The sequence below is a fragment of the Flavobacterium sp. CYK-55 genome, assembly GCF_018413465.1.
Lineage (GTDB): Bacteria > Bacteroidota > Bacteroidia > Flavobacteriales > Flavobacteriaceae > Flavobacterium.
Genome location: NZ_JAHCDK010000001.1, coordinates 217,095 through 233,733 on the forward strand (window position 1 = coordinate 217,095; position 16,639 = coordinate 233,733).

Sequence of the window (16,639 nt, forward strand, 5' to 3'; positions counted from 1 at the left end):
CGATGGTAGCAACTATCCTTTTTGGAGCTTGTCGGAAAAAAGATAGTGCGAACAGCGGGATAAGCTTCTAAAAAATTACATGCCTGTTCTAATCGCCTCCACCGGATCTAATCTTGAAGCCGAAATAGCCGGAAGAACTCCTGAGATTAAACCAATCAAAGCAGAAAGTCCGGTGCCGAGCAGTGCGTTGCCCATACCGAGTACAAATTCAAAATCGAGCATATGGGTAAGCACTTGGGCAATGATAAAAACCAAAATGAGCCCCACAATTCCACCAATAACAGATAGAATGATTGACTCGAATAAAAACTGTAGTAAGATAAATTTGTTTTTAGCACCCAGTGATTTTTGAATCCCAATTAAACTCGTGCGCTCTTTTACCGAAACGAACATAATGTTGGCAATTCCGAAACCGCCCACAAGTAGTGAAAACCCACTGATGATCCAACCAATGGTGTTGAGTTGCGCAACCATATTATCAATAAAGTCGGTCAGTCCTGATAGAATATTGATGAAAAAATTGTCAATACTGTCAGCTTTAACACCACGATAAACTCTGAGTTTATGACCAATATTAGCTTTAAGTTCGTCTATGTTTAAGCCTTTTTCGGGCTTGATGATCACCACCGGGAGCATCATCTCACTTTTATCGCCGTAGAGTTTGCGCAAAAAATTAGACGGAATGAAGGCCGAAGTATCATCGCCTCCGCCCACATTTATTCCAGAACCGCCTTTTTTTTGCGTCACGCCAATCACTTGAAAACGCTGACCGTAAATGCGAACGGTTTTGCCTATCGGGTCGGCGCCATCAAACAAGCCTTGGGCGATTTCATATCCCAAAACCACCACTGCTTTGGCTGAATTTGATTCGGATTCATTAAAAAACCGGCCTTCACTGAATTCCATGCGCTGAATATCGTCAAACTCATCGGTGACCGCTACCATATTGACATCACTCATGCTTTTAGATTCAAAACGAATTTGCTCATTATTGGTAAAAAATTGAAAAGACATATTTTCTACGCCTTCAATATTTTGCTTTTTGAGGTATTGATATTCTTCGTAAGACACCTTTGGAAATTGCTCAATCTTCCATTGTGGAATATTAGAAGGCCCAAACGGAACACTGGTGAGATACATGGTGTTTTTGTCAAGGGTGCTCAAATCTTTTTTGATCTTTCTGTCCAGCGAATCAACCGCTGTGAGTACCGCAATAATAGAGAAAATACCAACCGTTACGCCTAAAAGCGAAAGCAAAGTGCGCAATTTATTGGTGCGCAAAGCATTAAGGGCAAAACCAAAACTTTCTCCGAGCAAACGCCAATAGACAATCATAAACCTGATTTTAGATGAGTAAAATTGCGCATTATTTTTTCAAAAACCTAGAAAAAACAAAGCCGCTGCATTGGTCAAAACTATCAAAATAAAGTTACGCTTGACGATGGTTTTTCTTGCTTAAAAAATTACTTTTGCACTTTAATTTTTGACTTCGGTCTGAAATAAACCTTTAACACACAACAACTACCCATGAACACAACAACAAAAATCGCCTCGGCGCTGATTTCGGTATATTCGAAAGAAGGGCTTGAGCCGCTGGTGCGCGCATTGCACGAGCACAAAGTCACCATTTATTCAACCGGCGGAACTGAAGAATTCATCAAAAGTATAGGTATTCCGGTCGTAGCTGTTGAAGATGTTACTTCGTATCCATCCATTTTGGGCGGACGCGTGAAAACTTTACACCCAAAAATCTTTGGCGGAATTCTCAACCGTCAAGACCACGCCGGCGATGTGGCACAAATGCAAGAATTCAATATTCCACAAATTGATTTGGTTATAGTTGACTTATATCCGTTTGAAAAAACAGTCGCTTCAGGTGCTTCTGAGGCTGATATTATTGAAAAAATTGACATCGGCGGTATTTCGCTCATTCGTGCAGCGGCCAAAAATTTTAAAGACACGGTTATTGTTCCATCAGTGAACGAATATGGTTATTTGCTTGATTTGATTCAATCACAAAACTGCGCAACAACTATAGAACAACGTAAGGAATTGGCAGCAAAAGCCTTTCATGTTTCATCGCATTATGACACCGCCATCTTTCATTATTTCAACTCAGATGAACCTATTTTTAAATTGAGTTCGGCTGATGGAAAAGTGTTGCGTTATGGAGAAAACCCACATCAACGCGGTTATTTCTTTGGCGATTTTGAGGCGATGTTTACCCAATTGAACGGCAAAGAATTGTCGTATAACAATTTGCTCGATGTAGATGCGGCGGTAAACTTGATTTTAGAATTCAAGAACGATGCTCCGACTTTTGCGATTCTCAAACACAACAACGCTTGCGGATTGGCGACTAGAAATACGATTCACGAAGCTTACTTAGCGGCTTTGGCCTGTGATCCGACCTCAGCTTTTGGCGGAGTGCTCATTGCGAATCAACCGATGGATGAGGCAACGGCTGCTGAGATTAATTCACTGTTTTGTGAAGTAGTCATTGCACCAGAATTTAGCCCAAAAGCCATCGAAATTTTATCTGAAAAGAAAAACAGAATCTTGCTGGTTTTGAAAGACGATTCTATGCCTAAAAAGCAAGTTCGTTCGGCACTCAACGGCTGGCTCGTTCAAGACAGAAATGACTTGACTGACAATAAAGAACAGCTCAAAACCGTTACTGATACGGTTCCTAGCCATGCTGAAATTGACGACTTGCTGTTTGCCTCAAAAATTTGTAAAAACACCAAATCAAACACCATTGTTTTGGCCAAAAACCAAACACTCTTGGCTTCAGGCACCGGGCAAACCTCACGCGTGGATGCTTTAAAACAAGCCATTGAAAAAGCCCATAGCTTTGGTTTTGACCTTCAAGGCGGCGTGATGGCCAGCGATGCGTTTTTCCCGTTTCCGGACTGTGTAGAGATTGCTCATCAAGCCGGAATAACCGCTGTGATTCAGCCCGGAGGCTCGATTAAAGACCAATTGAGCATTGATTTTTGCAATGAAAATAAAGTTGCCATGGTATTTACAGGAACACGTCATTTTAAACATTAATTTGTTTAACTTTGTGCGTTAAAAAATTGTATAAACACTATAACCCTAAAAAGAAGTATGGGATTTTTTGATTTCATGACCGAGGACATCGCGATTGACCTTGGAACCGCAAACACCCTCATCATCCACAATGATAAGGTTGTAATTGACAGCCCTTCAATTGTAGCCCGCGACCGAATCTCCGGAAAAATCATCGCCGTTGGTAAAGAAGCGAACATGATGCAAGGTAAAACCCATGAAAACATCAAAACCATACGCCCACTCAAAGATGGGGTTATTGCTGACTTTGACGCTTCTGAAAAGATGATCAGCTTGTTTATCAAAAGCATTCCTGCCCTCAGAAAAAGAATGTTCACTCCTGCCCTGCGTATGGTGGTGTGCATTCCGTCTGGAATTACTGAAGTTGAGATGCGCGCCGTAAAAGAATCTTGCGAGCGCGTAAACGGAAAAGAAGTTTACCTCATTCACGAACCAATGGCAGCAGCGATTGGTATTGGCATTGACATCATGCAACCTAAAGGGAACATGATTGTTGATATTGGTGGTGGAACCACTGAAATTGCCGTGATTGCTTTGGGCGGAATTGTTTGCGACAAATCAGTGAAGATTGCCGGTGACGTTTTTACCAACGACATCGTGTATTATATGCGTACACAACACAACCTTTTTGTGGGTGAAAGCACTGCTGAAAAAATCAAAATTACCGTGGGCGCCGCTTTGGAGGATTTAGAAACACCACCAGATGAAATGTCGGTTCAAGGGCGTGACTTGCTGACTGGAAAACCAAAACAAGTAGATGTTTCTTACCGCGAAATTGCCAAAGCTTTGGACAAATCGATTCAGCGTATTGAAGATGCCGTAATGGAAACACTCTCACAAACTCCACCAGAGTTAGCCGCTGATATTTACAATACGGGTATTTTCTTGGCCGGCGGAGGATCTATGTTGCGCGGATTAGACAAACGCATCTCGCAAAAAACCGATTTGCCGGTATTCATTGCTGAAGATCCACTTAGAGCTGTTGTACGCGGTACCGGAATGGCGTTGAAAAACATCCCTAAATTCAGAAGTATTTTAATCAAGTAAATCGCTCGAGTATCTAGTTGAGCCATAGATTCGGACATAAACCAAGTAGTCTCAAGTATACCCAAAGAAGATGCAGCAAATATTTGTATTCATTTTTAAAAACAGCTATCGATTGCTGTTTTTGCTGCTTTTAGTGGTATCGTTGGTGTTTACGGTTCAATCGCATTCTTATCACCGAAGCAAAGTGATTAGTTCTGCTAATTTCTTGAGCGGCGGGGTTTATGAACAAATCAATTCAACTCGAGAATATTTCAACCTTAAAAATGAAAACGAGCAACTTGCTCAAGAAAATGCAAGACTCAGAAGCTTATTGTTAAGCCTCAAAGACAGCAGTATTGCACCAAAAATTGATTCACTCAAAGGCGTTCGTCCGCAAGACATTATTGTTTCAAAAGTTATCCACAACTCGTATAATGTTTATGAAAACTATTTAACCATCAATAGCGGAAGCTCAGCCGGAGTAAAACCTGATATGGGCGTTGTAAACAGTTCCGGAATTGTAGGTGTCGTTGACAAAACCTCAAAGAATTATGCAACAATAATCAGCATTTTGAACATAAAATCCCAAATCAATGCTAAGATCAAAAAATCTAATCATTTTGGCTCACTGATTTGGAATGGTAAAAACACCGGATTTGTTCAACTTATTGACGTACCGCGTTTGGCATCGGTTCGCAAAGGAGACACGATTGTAACCGGTGGTCAATCGGTAATTTTCCCCGAAAATATTGGTATCGGAACCATCGATAAGATATATATTGACAACGAAACCAATTACTACACGCTCAACGTAAAATTGTTCAATGATATGACCAACTTGGGTCATGTATATATCATTAAGAGTAAAGACCGTCAAGAAATTCAAGATTTAGAAAGACGAAAAGAAGATGAATAGTGCCGTATTACTCAATATTGCCCGTTTTATTCTGCTTTTAGCGGCTCAGATTCTCATCTTCAACAATATGGATTTTCTGGGCTACATCAACCCATATCCGTATATTTTGTTCATCATTTTATATCCGGTAAACGGCAATAAAATTGGGTTGTTGTTATCAAGTTTCTTACTCGGCTTGATACTAGATATGTTCTGCAATTCTGGCGGGGTTCATGCAGCGGCTTCGATTATTTTAGCCTATTACCGACCGTATATTTTTAAATTTTCGTTTGGGTTGAGTTATGAATATCAAACCGTAAAACTCAACGATACACTAACACCAGAACGCTTTTCTTTTTTGCTTATAGCTGTAGTTTTACATCACTTTGTTTTGTTTTTACTCGAAGTTTTTAGACTCAATTTCATCTTTGAAATTATACTTAAAACCATAGTCAGCACTCTTTTTACCTTACTGATGTGTATTCTGATTATTTACCTGATTAAGCCCAGCAGAAGATGAGAAAAGTACTATTGCCAACGGTCATTATTATCGGAGCAATATTGTTGGTGTTGCGGCTTTTTTACTTGCAAATTATCGACGATTCATTCAAGCTTAAATCAGACAACAATGCCATTAAAATACAATATGATTATCCGGAACGCGGCTATATTTATGACCGCACCGGAAAATTGCTTGTAGCCAATCAACCTTCGTACGATATCATGGTTATTCCAAAAGATATCAAAAACTTAGATACGATTGAATTTTGCAAATTACTCAACATTACCAAAGCTGATTTTATTAAAATAGTCAATAAGGCCAAAGTATATAGCCCACGACTTCCGTCGGTTTTTTTACCTCAACTCAATAAATTAGAATTTGCCGCTTTTCAAGAAAAAATCAGAAAATTTGAAGGTTTCTATATCCAAAAGCGTTCATTGCGAGATTATCAGGTAAAGTTTGGAGCTAATGTTTTTGGTTTTATTACCCAAGTCAACGAACGAATCATTGAGAAAAATCCCTACTACAATAGCGGCGATTTAATTGGTAAACAAGGTGTTGAAGAAAGTTATGAAAATATTCTCCGTGGTGTAAAAGGAGTAAAATATATTCTCAAAGACAAATTCAACCGCGAAATTGGCCCGTATAAAGAAGGTAAATACGATACAATTTCTGTACAAGGAAAAGATATTCATTTGAGTATTGACGCCGAATTACAACAATACGGCGAAGAATTGATGATCAACAAACGCGGAGGTATCGTGGCCATTGAACCCAAAACCGGAGAAATTCTAGCATTGGTCACTGCGCCATCGTATGATCCGGCTATTTTGGTAGGCAGACAGCGTTCAAAAAACTATACGATGCTTTATCGGGATTCAATTGCTAAGCCTCTATATGACCGGGGCTTACTGGCTGAGTATCCGCCTGGCTCACCATTTAAAATCTTAACAGGACTCATTGGCCTGCAAGAAGGTGTTATTGATGAGCAAACGACCGTTTTTTGTAATCATGGATTTAGCTATGCCCGCGGAAGATTTATGCGATGTCACTGCCACGGCGGCGCTCAACAGTTACACCGCGGAATTTATGAATCATGCAACGCATATTTTGGAACGGTTTACTTAAAAACCATCAATAAATATTTACGCCCGGCTGACGGTGTTGATGTTTGGAGTCGTCATTTAAAAAGCTTCGGATTGGGCGAATTTATGGGCTATGATTTACCAACCGGCCGACGCGGAAAAGCACCGACTTCTAAAACCTACAAGCGTATTTATCCCAATGGAGGCTGGAAGGCCACAGCTATCGTATCAAACTCAATTGGACAAGGTGAAGTGTTGATGACCCCAATTCAATTGGCCAATATGATGGCAACAGTTGCAAATCGAGGATATTATTACACCCCACATATCATTAAAAGCATCAAAGGCGAACCGATTGATAAAAAATACAGAACCAAACATGTAACCACCATTGATCGTAAATATTTTGAACCCGTAATTGAAGGGCTATATGATGTTTATAACTTAGGAACGGCACATGCGCTACAAGTTGAAGGCATTCAAATTTGCGGAAAAACAGGAACTGCAGAGAATTACACCAAAATAAACGGCAAACGCGTCAAACTTCAAGATCACTCAATTTTTGTAGCATTTGCTCCCAAAGACAATCCAAAAATTGCCATTGCTGTTTTGGTAGAAAACGGTTATTGGGGCGCACGCTGGGCCGGACCAATCGCAAGTTTGATGATTGAAAAATACATTAAGAAAAAAATTACACGTACCGATCTTGAAAAACGAATGTTTGAAGGAAGTTTACAAGGTGAATATGCCAAATATACCGGACGAAAAGAGACCGATACTTTGTTGTTAAAAAAACCAGAGGTTACAGAAAAACAAGCTGATTCTCCAGAAGAGGCAACTGAAAATTAATTTAAATGAAAAACCAAAGCGTAACCAACAACCTCGATTGGATGAGTGTTTTCATCTACATGATCTTGGTCATTATGGGCTGGCTGAATATCTATTCGTCATCGCTTTCGTTATCTGATGACAATTATATCTTAGACCTCTCTCAGTTTTATGGCAAGCAATTATTTAGCATCGCTTTGGCCATACCGCTCATTTTTATTGTATTATCTGTTGAAGGAAAATTTTACGAGAAGTTTTCAAGCGTCATATATATCATTGGATTATTTGCTTTGGCAGGTTTATTTGTATTTGGAAAAACGGTTAAAGGACAAGCCAATTGGTATTCATTCGGATCTTTTGGTTTACAACCTTCAGAATTTGTAAAGGCTGCTACATCACTGGCATTAGCAAAATATCTAAGCGATGTACAGGTAAACCTTAAAGACACCAACCGACAAATTCAAGCATTAGCTATCATTTTTGTGCCGGTTATTTTGATTGCGGTACATGACCCAGGAAGTGCGCTCATTTTCATGTCTTTGTTTTTTGTTTTATATCGAGAAGGCCTTCCTCCTTGGTATTTATGGACAGGCTTTATTGCCATCATTTTGTTTGTTATGGCACTTTTATTTAAGCCATGGGCAGTTGTACTCATTGCAGCGGTGGTTATTACACTATATTATTTTAGAAGCAGAATAGTTGATCGAAACATCATTGCAAGTGCTATTGTTTTGGTCATGATTACAGGTTTTGTTTTCTCGGTAGATTATGTGTTCGAATCGGTTTTCAAACAACATCACCGCGATCGATTTAATATTTTGCTTGGAAAAGAAGTCGATATGAAAGGTATTGGTTATAATACCAACCAATCTGAAATTGCTATTGGTTCTGGCGGATGGTTTGGCAAAGGTTTTCTTGAAGGTACACAAACCAAAGGCGGTTTTGTTCCAGAACAACATACCGATTATATTTTTACCACCGTAGGAGAAGAATGGGGTTTTTTAGGCTCTTTGGTGGTTATTGGCCTTTTTATCGGATTGATTTTTAGAATTATATACTTGGCCGAACGACAAAAAACCAAGTTCAGCAGAGTTTATGGTTATTGTGTAGCTTGTATTTTGTTCATTCACTTTTTTGTCAACATTGCCATGGTGGCCGGAATATTTCCAACTATAGGGGTTCCTTTGCCTTTCTTTTCTTATGGTGGATCGGGGCTTTGGGGCTTTACCATTTTGCTGTTTATCTTTTTAAAGATGGATGCTAATAAGGTAAACGAATGGTAAGTAAAAAGCATAAAAAAAGCCTCTTGTTCGAGGCTTTGTAATTATGATTTAATCGGTTCCTTCTTGATTTTCGTCACCACCTTTTTACCAGCGTTTTTGGGTTGCAAATCATCGAGTACATTCAGCGCTTCTTCAACATAAATATCTTTTGACAAGCTTTCATGCCATCTTTCACGTTTTTCTTTAAGCGATGAATCAGTCTTCATGGCTTCTTGCTCATAAGAAAGCGACTTGAACTCTAAACTATTTTTGTAATCAGCAATTGATTTATACTTTTTAGCTTTTTCTTCAATGGCTTTTTGCTCAGCTTTGAACTGATCAATGTTTAAATTGTATACACTTTCTTTGTTTCGCTGATCAATCCATTGTGCGTTTTCATCAATAAGTTTGAATTTCGGATTTTCTGCAATACGTTTTTTACTATTGTCAATCGCAGCATCAAAATTGCTTTGCTTATCCCAGAATTTAAACTCAGACGGATCGATTTTGTCCCAAGGCATTGCATTGTCAATATCACGTTCACCCATTTTAAGGTAAGAATAACGATCCGGAATAGCTACATCACTACTTACGCCTTCTAATTGAGTTGAACCCCCTGTAATTCTGTAAAATTTCTGTGTAGTGGTTTTTAGTGCTCCCAAATCGCCAACATTGCTTCCGCGAACGAATTGATTGAGGTCAATTACATTTTGAACTGTTCCTTTTCCGTAGGATTGTTTGCTTCCGATTACAATTCCTCGGCGGTAATCTTGCATAGCTGCAGCAAAAATCTCAGAAGCCGAAGCCGAGAAACTATTTTGCATCACCACAAGCGGACCATCCCATTGAATGCGTTTATCACGATCATATAAAACTTCTTTTTTGCGACCCGCTGATTTAATCTGAACTACCGGACCTTCTTCAATAAACAAACCGGCTATGTCAACAACGGTTTTGAGCGATCCGCCACCGTTATCGCGTAAATCCATTACGATTCCCTGAACACCTTCGTTTTTTAAACGTTCAACTTCTTGAGCTACATCTTTTCCGGCATCACGGCTGTCGTTGTTTTCAAAATCAATATAGAATTTAGGTAAATAAATAATTCCGTACTTAACACCATTACGCTCAACTACGCTTGATTTAGCATAGGTTTCTTCGATTTCAACAATATCGCGAATGATGGAAATAATCTTAATGGTTCCGTCGACTTTTTTAACCGTCAAACGAACTTCGGTTCCTTTCGGGCCTTTGATTTTTTTGACCACATCATCCAAATGCATTCCGCCAACATCAACCGGTTCTTGGTTGCCTTGTGCTACTTTAAGAATGATATCACCAGCCTCTAGTTCTTTACCACGCCAAGCCGGGCCGCCTGAAATGAGTTCAGAAATTTCAGTGTAGTCATTTTTCTTTTGCAAACGAGCACCGATTCCTTCAAGTTTACCGCTCATGCTCACATCAAAACGCTCTTTTTCATCGGGCGGAAAGTAATTGGTGTGTGGGTCAAAACGCGTAGCAACGGCATTGACATAAACTGAAAACCAGTCGTTACGATCTAAATCGTTGATGAAGTCAAAATATTCGTTGAGTGATTTGAGTGAACTTTCACGCGTTTCTTTTTCAAGTTGTTCAAATGATTTAGGCGCTTCAGGCTTTTCATCTGCTTTTTTCTCAAATGCTTTTTCTTTTGACTTATCGTCAGATTTAACACCGTTTTTCAAATCTTCTTGCATTTTGAGTTTGTCGGTGAGTGATGAAAGTGTTGAAAGCTTGATTTGTTTACGCCATTTTTCTTTAAGTTCATCGGTGTTTTTGGCATACGGAAGCTTCTCGTAATTGGTATTGAATTCTTCCTTTACGTTGTAGTCAAAAGGTTTGGCTAAAATATCTTTGTAAAAACCTTTGCTCTCAGAAATGCGTTTCATCAAACGGTCATAAGTCAAATCAAAAAACGCAAGATCTTTATTTTTGATCTGATCGTCTAATTGCGTCTCGTATTTAGCAAATTCATCAATATCAGATTGAATAAAAAAGCGTTTTGACGGATCAAGCGCTTCAATGTAATCTTTGTAGATTCCTTTAGAGAAATTATCATCCATAGCTGCCGGATCATAGTGCCCGCGCTCAATAACAAACGTGAGCAATTCGAGCAACATTTTGTCTTTTTCAGGGTCGTTTGGAGACTTAAAAACTCCTTTAAACGCAAACAAGCCAACAGATAAAAACAATACGGCCAATAATACTTTGAAATTTCTTTTCATAAATTCAATTAAGCGGTTCATTAAATTTTTTGGTCTAAATTAAGCAAAAACCCAAGTGGTGCTTGATTCAGGGGGCTAATTTTTTGTTAAAGATGCTAATGTAACAACTTCCTGTTAAAAATGATTATTTTTGCGGGATTATTTGGCATAACAGTTATGTTCATATACGCCGTTGGCCCTAGCCCTGATGGAAGCGGCAGCCTTTGTGCGGTTTGCAAAACCGAACAAAGCTACAGCGGACAGCAGGAATAGCTTCTAAAAAAATAAATCAACTATAATTCATGAAGAAACCTTTGATTCTGGTAACCAATGACGATGGAATCACGGCTCCGGGTATTCGCGCTTTAATTGAAGTGGTCAGTGCTTTGGGCGAAGTGGTTGTTGTGGCTCCCGATAAACCGCAGAGTGCGATGGGACATGCCATAACGGTCAATAATACCTTGTATTTAAACCGTCATTCTACAGCAGATGCAGTCATTTCTGAATATAGTTGTTCGGGCACACCGGTAGATTGTGTGAAATTGGCCGTGAATGAATTGCTCAAACGCAAACCGGATTTATGTGTTTCGGGTATTAACCACGGGTCAAACGCATCAATCAATGTGATTTATTCCGGAACGATGAGTGCCGCAGTTGAAGCGGGTATTGAGGGTATTCCGGCCATCGGTTTTTCATTAGACGATTTTAGCTGGAACGCTAATTTTGAGCCTATTAAAAGTTATGTAAAGAATATTGTTGAACACACTTTGAAAAATGGTTTACCAAGTGGTGTGGTGCTCAATGTGAATTTCCCGAAATGTGCACAAACAGAGATCAAAGGCGTTAAAATTTGTCGACAAGCCCAAGCTCAATGGATAGAAAAGTTTGACAAAAGAACCTCGCCGATGGGTAAAGATTACTATTGGCTCACCGGTGAGTTTGTCAATCAAGACAGCGGCCAAGATACTGATATTTGGGCATTAGAAAATCATTTTGTATCGGTGGTTCCGGTGCAATTTGATTTGACGGCTCATCATGCATTGGCGCAACTCAACACGTGGAATTTAAACCAAAGAAAAAATGAAGAATAAAGATTTGATGATTGGGGTTTTGCTGGCTCTTCTGACTACTTTTTTGGGAACTTTCTTGTTTATAAAATTATTTACCGACATGGGGTATTTAACGGGCATGCATTTGTATAAAGAGCAAGGTATGTTGGGTAAAATTCTCACTTTGGGAGCCATTTTGAATATAATCTTATTTTATTTTTTGATCAAAAAAGACCGCGAAGAAATATCACAAGGCGTGATTTTGGGTCTGATTATTATTACTGTGGTCACACTATTTTTATAAGCTAAACTCATGAAATACTATATCATTGCCGGTGAAGCTTCAGGCGATTTACACGGTTCTAACTTAATCAAGGCTTTGTACCAACAAGATACTAAGGCGGAAATTCGTTTTTGGGGAGGAGATTTGATGCAACAAGCCGGCGGAACTTTGGCAAAACACTACCGCGATTTGGCTTTTATGGGTTTTATAGAAGTGGTTTTTAATTTAAAAACTATTCTAAGCAACATTAAATTTTGTAAAAAAGACATCGAATCTTTTGCTCCGGATGCACTCATTTTTATTGACTATCCGGGCTTTAATATGCGCATTGCTCAGTGGGCAAAAACCAAAGGAATTCCAACGCACTATTACATTTCACCTCAAATTTGGGCTTGGAAAGAAAACCGCATCAAAGCCATCAAACGCGATTTTGACCAGTTGTATGTGATTTTACCTTTTGAAAAAGAATTCTACGAACAAAAGCATCATTTTCCGGTTCACTTTGTGGGCCATCCGCTCATTGACGCTATCCACAGCCGACAAACCTTGGACAAAGCCACTTTTATCGCTCAAAATCAATTAGAAGACAAACCTATTATTGCCGTTTTGCCAGGAAGCCGAAAACAAGAAATCACCAAAATGTTGGGTTTAATGCTCAGTGTTGCCGACATATTTAAAGATTATCAATTTGTGATTGCCGGAGCGCCTAGCCAACCCAAAGAATTTTATCAAAGCTTTTTGCAAAATAAGAATGTTCATTTTGTGGCCAATCAAACCTATGATTTACTGAGCCATGCCAGCGCAGCATTGGTAACTTCGGGAACAGCCACTTTAGAAACTGCTTTGTTTAAAGTGCCTGAGGTGGTTTGCTATAAGGGCAGTTGGGCATCGTATCAAATTGCCAAACGCATCATCACGCTCAAATATATTTCACTGGTCAATTTAATCATGGATGCACCTGTGGTTACAGAGCTCATACAAAATGATTGCAACACCCAAAAACTCACCCAAGAATTGCAAAAAATCCTAGAACCAGCTCACCGAGAAAAACTAATGCAACAATACAATGAACTTGAAAATAAACTCGGCGGATTGGGTGCTAGTGAAAAAACAGCTCAACTTATTGTACGAAGTTTAAATTCTGAACGTTTGTAATACTCATCTGAAAAAAAATATCTTTTGAAACGAATTGTTTTTTTTATCCTAATTGTTATTTCATTGGCCAGTTGTAAGCCAACTTCAACCATTATTACTTCAAAATCTGAAGCCATGAAGCGCGGAATTTACCACGCGCCTGAATCTAAAAAAACGGCTACAGCCAAAACATCCACCAAAAAATCTGAACCCAAAACCGAACCTAAAAAAGCGGTGGTTAGCGGCAGTCGCATCAACGATAAGAACGATGATGATTATGTAATCAATGTTGAAGATTCGAGTTATTTGGTGCAACAGCTCATCAACGCTGCTTCAGAGCAACTCGGAACCCGTTATCGAAGCGGCGGAACCACAGCCGATGGCTTTGATTGTTCAGGGCTTATGTTTAGTACTTTTAAGAAATTTGACATTACTCTGCCGCGCTCTTCGGTTGAAATGGCTCGCATCGGACGGGTATTAAACGAAGATGATATTAGAAAAGGCGATTTGATTTTTTTTAAAACCAACGGACGCAGAACCATTAACCACGTGGGAATGGTTACTGAAGTGACCGATGAAGAAATCAAGTTCATTCACTCATCAACTCAAAAAGGAGTAGTGATATCTTCAACCAAAGAACCTTATTACGGAAGAACTTTTGCGCAAGCCAATCGAATACTAGAATAATTTTTTGGCTTATTGGCTTAAATTGAATACTTTAGAGCCATGAACGCCATACAGTTTCCGTTGACCCGGGTGGCAATCGGGTTGACCTTAGGAATTTTATACGCCCGATTTTGCCCATTACTCCCATTGCACAGTCTTGCCCTATTTGGGTTACCGTTGCTGATGCTTATCACTTTGCATTTACTGGTCAAAAAACGACCTAAGCTTATACCTATGATAGGCTTGACTATTTTTTTAACATCAGTTGGTGTTGGAATTTCAGCTTTTACAATTCATTACGAAAAAGGTTATCCGTGTCATTTTACTAATTATTTGAAAGCTGAATCCATTGATCATGTAGATGTTTTATTGCGTGAAAAATTAAAATCTTCAGACAAAAACTACCGATTTGTAGCCCAAGTTGAGCGCATCAATCAAAAAGCATGTTTTGGAAAAGTAATCGTTTATTTAAGTAAAGTTGATTTCAAAGCCCCCTCTATCGCTATTGGTACTAGGCTGAGCATCAACTCGATGATTTACACCTCAAAGCCTCAGATGAACCCAGGAAGTTTTGACTATTGGGATTATCTTCAACTCAAAAATATTTATGGGCAAGTTTTTGCAAATGGTCAAAATACTGCCATACAAAAGCAACCAAAGCAGGATGTTTTTTATTGGGCCGACAAAATACGTCAAAGAGCCATGACTAAATTACAACAAAGCGGTCTAAACTCTGAAATTTTACAGATTTTAGCAGCGCTTACAGTAGGCCAACAACAAGAAATTTCACCTGAAATTATTCGTGATTATCAATCCGCAGGCGTGGTGCATATTTTATCTGTTTCGGGCTTGCATGTTGGTTTTATCGTTTTGTTTTTGGGATTTATACTGAAATTTTTACCAAAAAATCAGAAGACTCGTTGGGTGAAATTGATTGTTATTTTAATTTCTCTTTGGGGATTCGCACTGCTCGCCGGGCTTTCTGCGTCAGTGGTTCGTTCGGTAACTATGTATTCTTTTGTGGCGATGGCCATGCATTTAAAGCGCCAAACAAACATCTTTCATACTTTGTTGGTATCACTTTTACTCATCTTACTAGCAGCACCAACACTCTTATTTGATGTAGGCTTGCAATTGAGTTATACTGCCTTATTCTTCATTTTATGGTTACAACCTCTCTTAAATAAATGGTGGGCTCCTAATTATAAGATCACACGATATTTTTGGCAAATAACTACTGTATCATTGGCGGCCCAAATAGGTACTTTACCATTGAGCTTATACTATTTCCATCAATTCCCAGGGCTTTTCTTACTGGCAAATTTAATCGTTATTCCGATGATTGGATTGATTATGGCGGTTGGTGTTTCGATAATGATATTTGCAGCAATTGGTTGGGTTCCCAAAACCGGAATAGAGCTTATTAGTTGGTTGATTCAGAGATTAAATGGGTTTATCAAATTCATTGCTCAGGCTGATGAGTATGTTTTTAAAAATATTCCATTCAATTTATGGATGACTTTTGCGGCTTACCTTTTTGTCATACTTGTGGTATGGGCTTTAAAAAAACCGATATATAACCGAGTGAAATGGGCTTTGGTTGGTGTTTTGGCTTTACAAATAACCTACACTATAAGTACTCAAAATACAAGAACAAAAAGAGAATGGCTTGTGTTGCATCAAAGAAAAGCAACCGCTATCGTAAATCGATTCGGAACAAAAATGGAAGTCTATTATCGTGAGACTTTACCTAAAAATATCCTAGAAAGTTATCAAACTTCTGAATTTATAAAAAAGGTTCAATATCAGAAGTTAGGTCGGCAAGGGCGTTTTAAAAATTCAAAAATCTTAATTGCTGATGATCTGAGTGACTACTCAAAAAAACTAAATCCAGATATAATTGTGCTTTGTAACCAACCCAAAGTTAATCTTGAGCGTTTGCTGGTTGACATGAACCCAAAACTTGTTATAGCTGACGGAAATAACTACCCATCAAGTATAAAACGATGGGAACAAACTTGCCGTCAAAAAAAAATCCCTTTTCACTACACAGGTAAAAAGGGATTCTTTAGATTATCAGATGAAAATTATTTTTTATTTGCTAAAATTTGATTAGCTCCTTCTAACCATTTTGATGGACCTCCAGCTACGTATCCGGTACTGCCCAATTTGTCAAGATTTATTTTTCCATCTTTCTTGTTTGGATGAGCAAACCAAATGGTTGGATATCCGCGAACACCAAAAACTTGTTGTAGTTCATTGTTTTGCTGTTGAATTTCGGGCAATTGAGGAGTTCTTCTCGGGAAATCTAACTCAACCAAAACTACATTTTCTTTGGCCCATTTAGCAAAATCAGGTGTTTTAAGTACTTCGTTTTGCAATCGAATACACCAACCACACCAATCACTTCCGGTAAAAAACAACAGCAAAGGCTTTTTTGTTTTAATAGAAATATCGGCAGCCTTCTTAAGGTCTGTTTCCCATTTAAGCTCTTGAGCCTGAACTGCTATCGAAGATGTTATCAACAATAAAGCAAAGAATATTTTTTTCATAAAAATCAATTTAAAAAGTTG

General features: G+C 38.8%; 14 protein-coding genes. 11 read left to right on the forward strand and 3 right to left on the reverse strand.

Translation table 11 applies throughout. From position 1 onward, the window contains the following. Positions 1-75: 75 nt before the first annotated feature. Positions 76-1,335: an ABC transporter permease gene (locus tag KIH23_RS01010; RefSeq protein WP_213210792.1), complete on the reverse strand. Its 1,260-nt coding sequence runs from the start codon at positions 1,333-1,335 to the stop codon at positions 76-78. 192 nt (positions 1,336-1,527) lie between these two features. Here KIH23_RS01010 and purH point away from each other — a divergent pair, with 192 nt between their 5' ends. The 6 genes from purH (at position 1,528) to rodA (ending at position 8,712) form a co-directional block, all read left to right on the forward strand. Further along, positions 1,528-3,054, forward strand: a complete 1,527-nt coding sequence (gene purH / locus KIH23_RS01015) for a bifunctional phosphoribosylaminoimidazolecarboxamide formyltransferase/IMP cyclohydrolase (protein ID WP_213210793.1) — start codon at positions 1,528-1,530, stop codon at positions 3,052-3,054. A gap of 57 nt (positions 3,055-3,111) precedes the next feature. Beyond that, positions 3,112-4,140 (forward strand): rod shape-determining protein, encoded by a 1,029-nt coding sequence (locus KIH23_RS01020; RefSeq protein WP_213210794.1) that lies wholly within the window; start codon positions 3,112-3,114, stop codon positions 4,138-4,140. A 70-nt stretch (positions 4,141-4,210) separates the two neighbouring features. Continuing rightward, entirely contained in the window at positions 4,211-5,035 is an 825-nt protein-coding gene (mreC, locus tag KIH23_RS01025) for a rod shape-determining protein MreC (protein WP_213210795.1), read from the forward strand. Then, positions 5,028-5,534, forward strand: coding sequence for a rod shape-determining protein MreD (locus tag KIH23_RS01030; RefSeq protein WP_213210796.1), 507 nt, complete (start codon positions 5,028-5,030; stop codon positions 5,532-5,534). Before mreC ends, KIH23_RS01030 begins: the two co-directional genes overlap by 8 nt. Beyond that, positions 5,531-7,450 carry a penicillin-binding protein 2 gene (gene mrdA, locus KIH23_RS01035; RefSeq protein ID WP_213210797.1) on the forward strand — a complete coding sequence of 640 codons (1,920 nt, stop codon included), beginning with the start codon at positions 5,531-5,533 and terminating at the stop codon, positions 7,448-7,450. The genes KIH23_RS01030 and mrdA overlap by 4 nt, the downstream gene beginning before the upstream one ends. Positions 7,451-7,455: 5 nt before the next feature. Next, the gene (gene rodA / locus KIH23_RS01040) at positions 7,456-8,712 is read left to right on the forward strand and encodes a rod shape-determining protein RodA (RefSeq protein ID WP_213210798.1); all 1,257 of its coding nucleotides are present in this window, start codon (positions 7,456-7,458) and stop codon (positions 8,710-8,712) included. A 41-nt stretch (positions 8,713-8,753) separates the two neighbouring features. On the opposite strand, the gene KIH23_RS01045 is transcribed toward rodA, so the two are convergent. Then, a complete protein-coding gene (locus KIH23_RS01045; RefSeq protein WP_213210799.1) occupies positions 8,754-10,976 on the reverse strand; it encodes a carboxy terminal-processing peptidase in 2,223 nt (740 codons plus the stop codon). Between the two features lie 260 nt (positions 10,977-11,236). On the opposite strand from KIH23_RS01045, the gene surE reads away from it, so the two are divergent. Genes surE through KIH23_RS01070 form a run of 5 tightly spaced genes read left to right on the forward strand, consistent with a single transcriptional unit; the run spans position 11,237 to position 16,178 of the window. Further along, on the forward strand, positions 11,237-12,025 hold the full coding sequence (gene surE, locus KIH23_RS01050) for a 5'/3'-nucleotidase SurE (protein ID WP_213210800.1): 789 nt from the start codon (positions 11,237-11,239) through the stop codon (positions 12,023-12,025). Further along, a complete protein-coding gene (locus KIH23_RS01055) occupies positions 12,015-12,287 on the forward strand; it encodes a hypothetical protein (RefSeq protein ID WP_213210801.1) in 273 nt (90 codons plus the stop codon). The genes surE and KIH23_RS01055 overlap by 11 nt, the downstream gene beginning before the upstream one ends. Before the next feature lie 9 nt (positions 12,288-12,296). Beyond that, positions 12,297-13,421 (forward strand): lipid-A-disaccharide synthase, encoded by a 1,125-nt coding sequence (lpxB, locus tag KIH23_RS01060; protein ID WP_213210802.1) that lies wholly within the window; start codon positions 12,297-12,299, stop codon positions 13,419-13,421. 24 nt (positions 13,422-13,445) lie between these two features. Then, positions 13,446-14,087 carry a C40 family peptidase gene (locus KIH23_RS01065; protein WP_249684748.1) on the forward strand — a complete coding sequence of 214 codons (642 nt, stop codon included), beginning with the start codon at positions 13,446-13,448 and terminating at the stop codon, positions 14,085-14,087. A gap of 39 nt (positions 14,088-14,126) precedes the next feature. Further along, the gene (locus tag KIH23_RS01070) at positions 14,127-16,178 is read left to right on the forward strand and encodes a ComEC/Rec2 family competence protein (protein ID WP_213210803.1); all 2,052 of its coding nucleotides are present in this window, start codon (positions 14,127-14,129) and stop codon (positions 16,176-16,178) included. Here KIH23_RS01070 and KIH23_RS01075 read toward each other — a convergent pair. Beyond that, a complete protein-coding gene (locus KIH23_RS01075; RefSeq protein WP_213210804.1) occupies positions 16,154-16,618 on the reverse strand; it encodes a thioredoxin family protein in 465 nt (154 codons plus the stop codon). The two genes, KIH23_RS01070 and KIH23_RS01075, sit on opposite strands and share 25 nt — an antisense overlap. Positions 16,619-16,639: the final 21 nt, after the last annotated feature.

Bases quoted from the DNA above. Each gene is read 5' to 3' on its own strand.
- KIH23_RS01030 (WP_213210796.1), top strand. From the start codon at position 5,028: ATGAATAGTGCCGTATTACTCAATATTGCCCGTTTTATTCTGCTTTTA.
- KIH23_RS01020 (WP_213210794.1), top strand. From the start codon at position 3,112: ATGGGATTTTTTGATTTCATGACCGAGGACATCGCGATTGACCTTGGA.
- surE (WP_213210800.1), top strand. From the start codon at position 11,237: ATGAAGAAACCTTTGATTCTGGTAACCAATGACGATGGAATCACGGCT.
- KIH23_RS01010 (WP_213210792.1), bottom strand. From the start codon at position 1,335: ATGATTGTCTATTGGCGTTTGCTCGGAGAAAGTTTTGGTTTTGCCCTT.
- KIH23_RS01075 (WP_213210804.1), bottom strand. From the start codon at position 16,618: ATGAAAAAAATATTCTTTGCTTTATTGTTGATAACATCTTCGATAGCA.
- KIH23_RS01045 (WP_213210799.1), bottom strand. From the start codon at position 10,976: ATGAACCGCTTAATTGAATTTATGAAAAGAAATTTCAAAGTATTATTG.
- rodA (WP_213210798.1), top strand. From the start codon at position 7,456: ATGAAAAACCAAAGCGTAACCAACAACCTCGATTGGATGAGTGTTTTC.
- purH (WP_213210793.1), top strand. From the start codon at position 1,528: ATGAACACAACAACAAAAATCGCCTCGGCGCTGATTTCGGTATATTCG.
- KIH23_RS01055 (WP_213210801.1), top strand. From the start codon at position 12,015: ATGAAGAATAAAGATTTGATGATTGGGGTTTTGCTGGCTCTTCTGACT.
- lpxB (WP_213210802.1), top strand. From the start codon at position 12,297: ATGAAATACTATATCATTGCCGGTGAAGCTTCAGGCGATTTACACGGT.
- mreC (WP_213210795.1), top strand. From the start codon at position 4,211: ATGCAGCAAATATTTGTATTCATTTTTAAAAACAGCTATCGATTGCTG.
- KIH23_RS01070 (WP_213210803.1), top strand. From the start codon at position 14,127: ATGAACGCCATACAGTTTCCGTTGACCCGGGTGGCAATCGGGTTGACC.
- mrdA (WP_213210797.1), top strand. From the start codon at position 5,531: ATGAGAAAAGTACTATTGCCAACGGTCATTATTATCGGAGCAATATTG.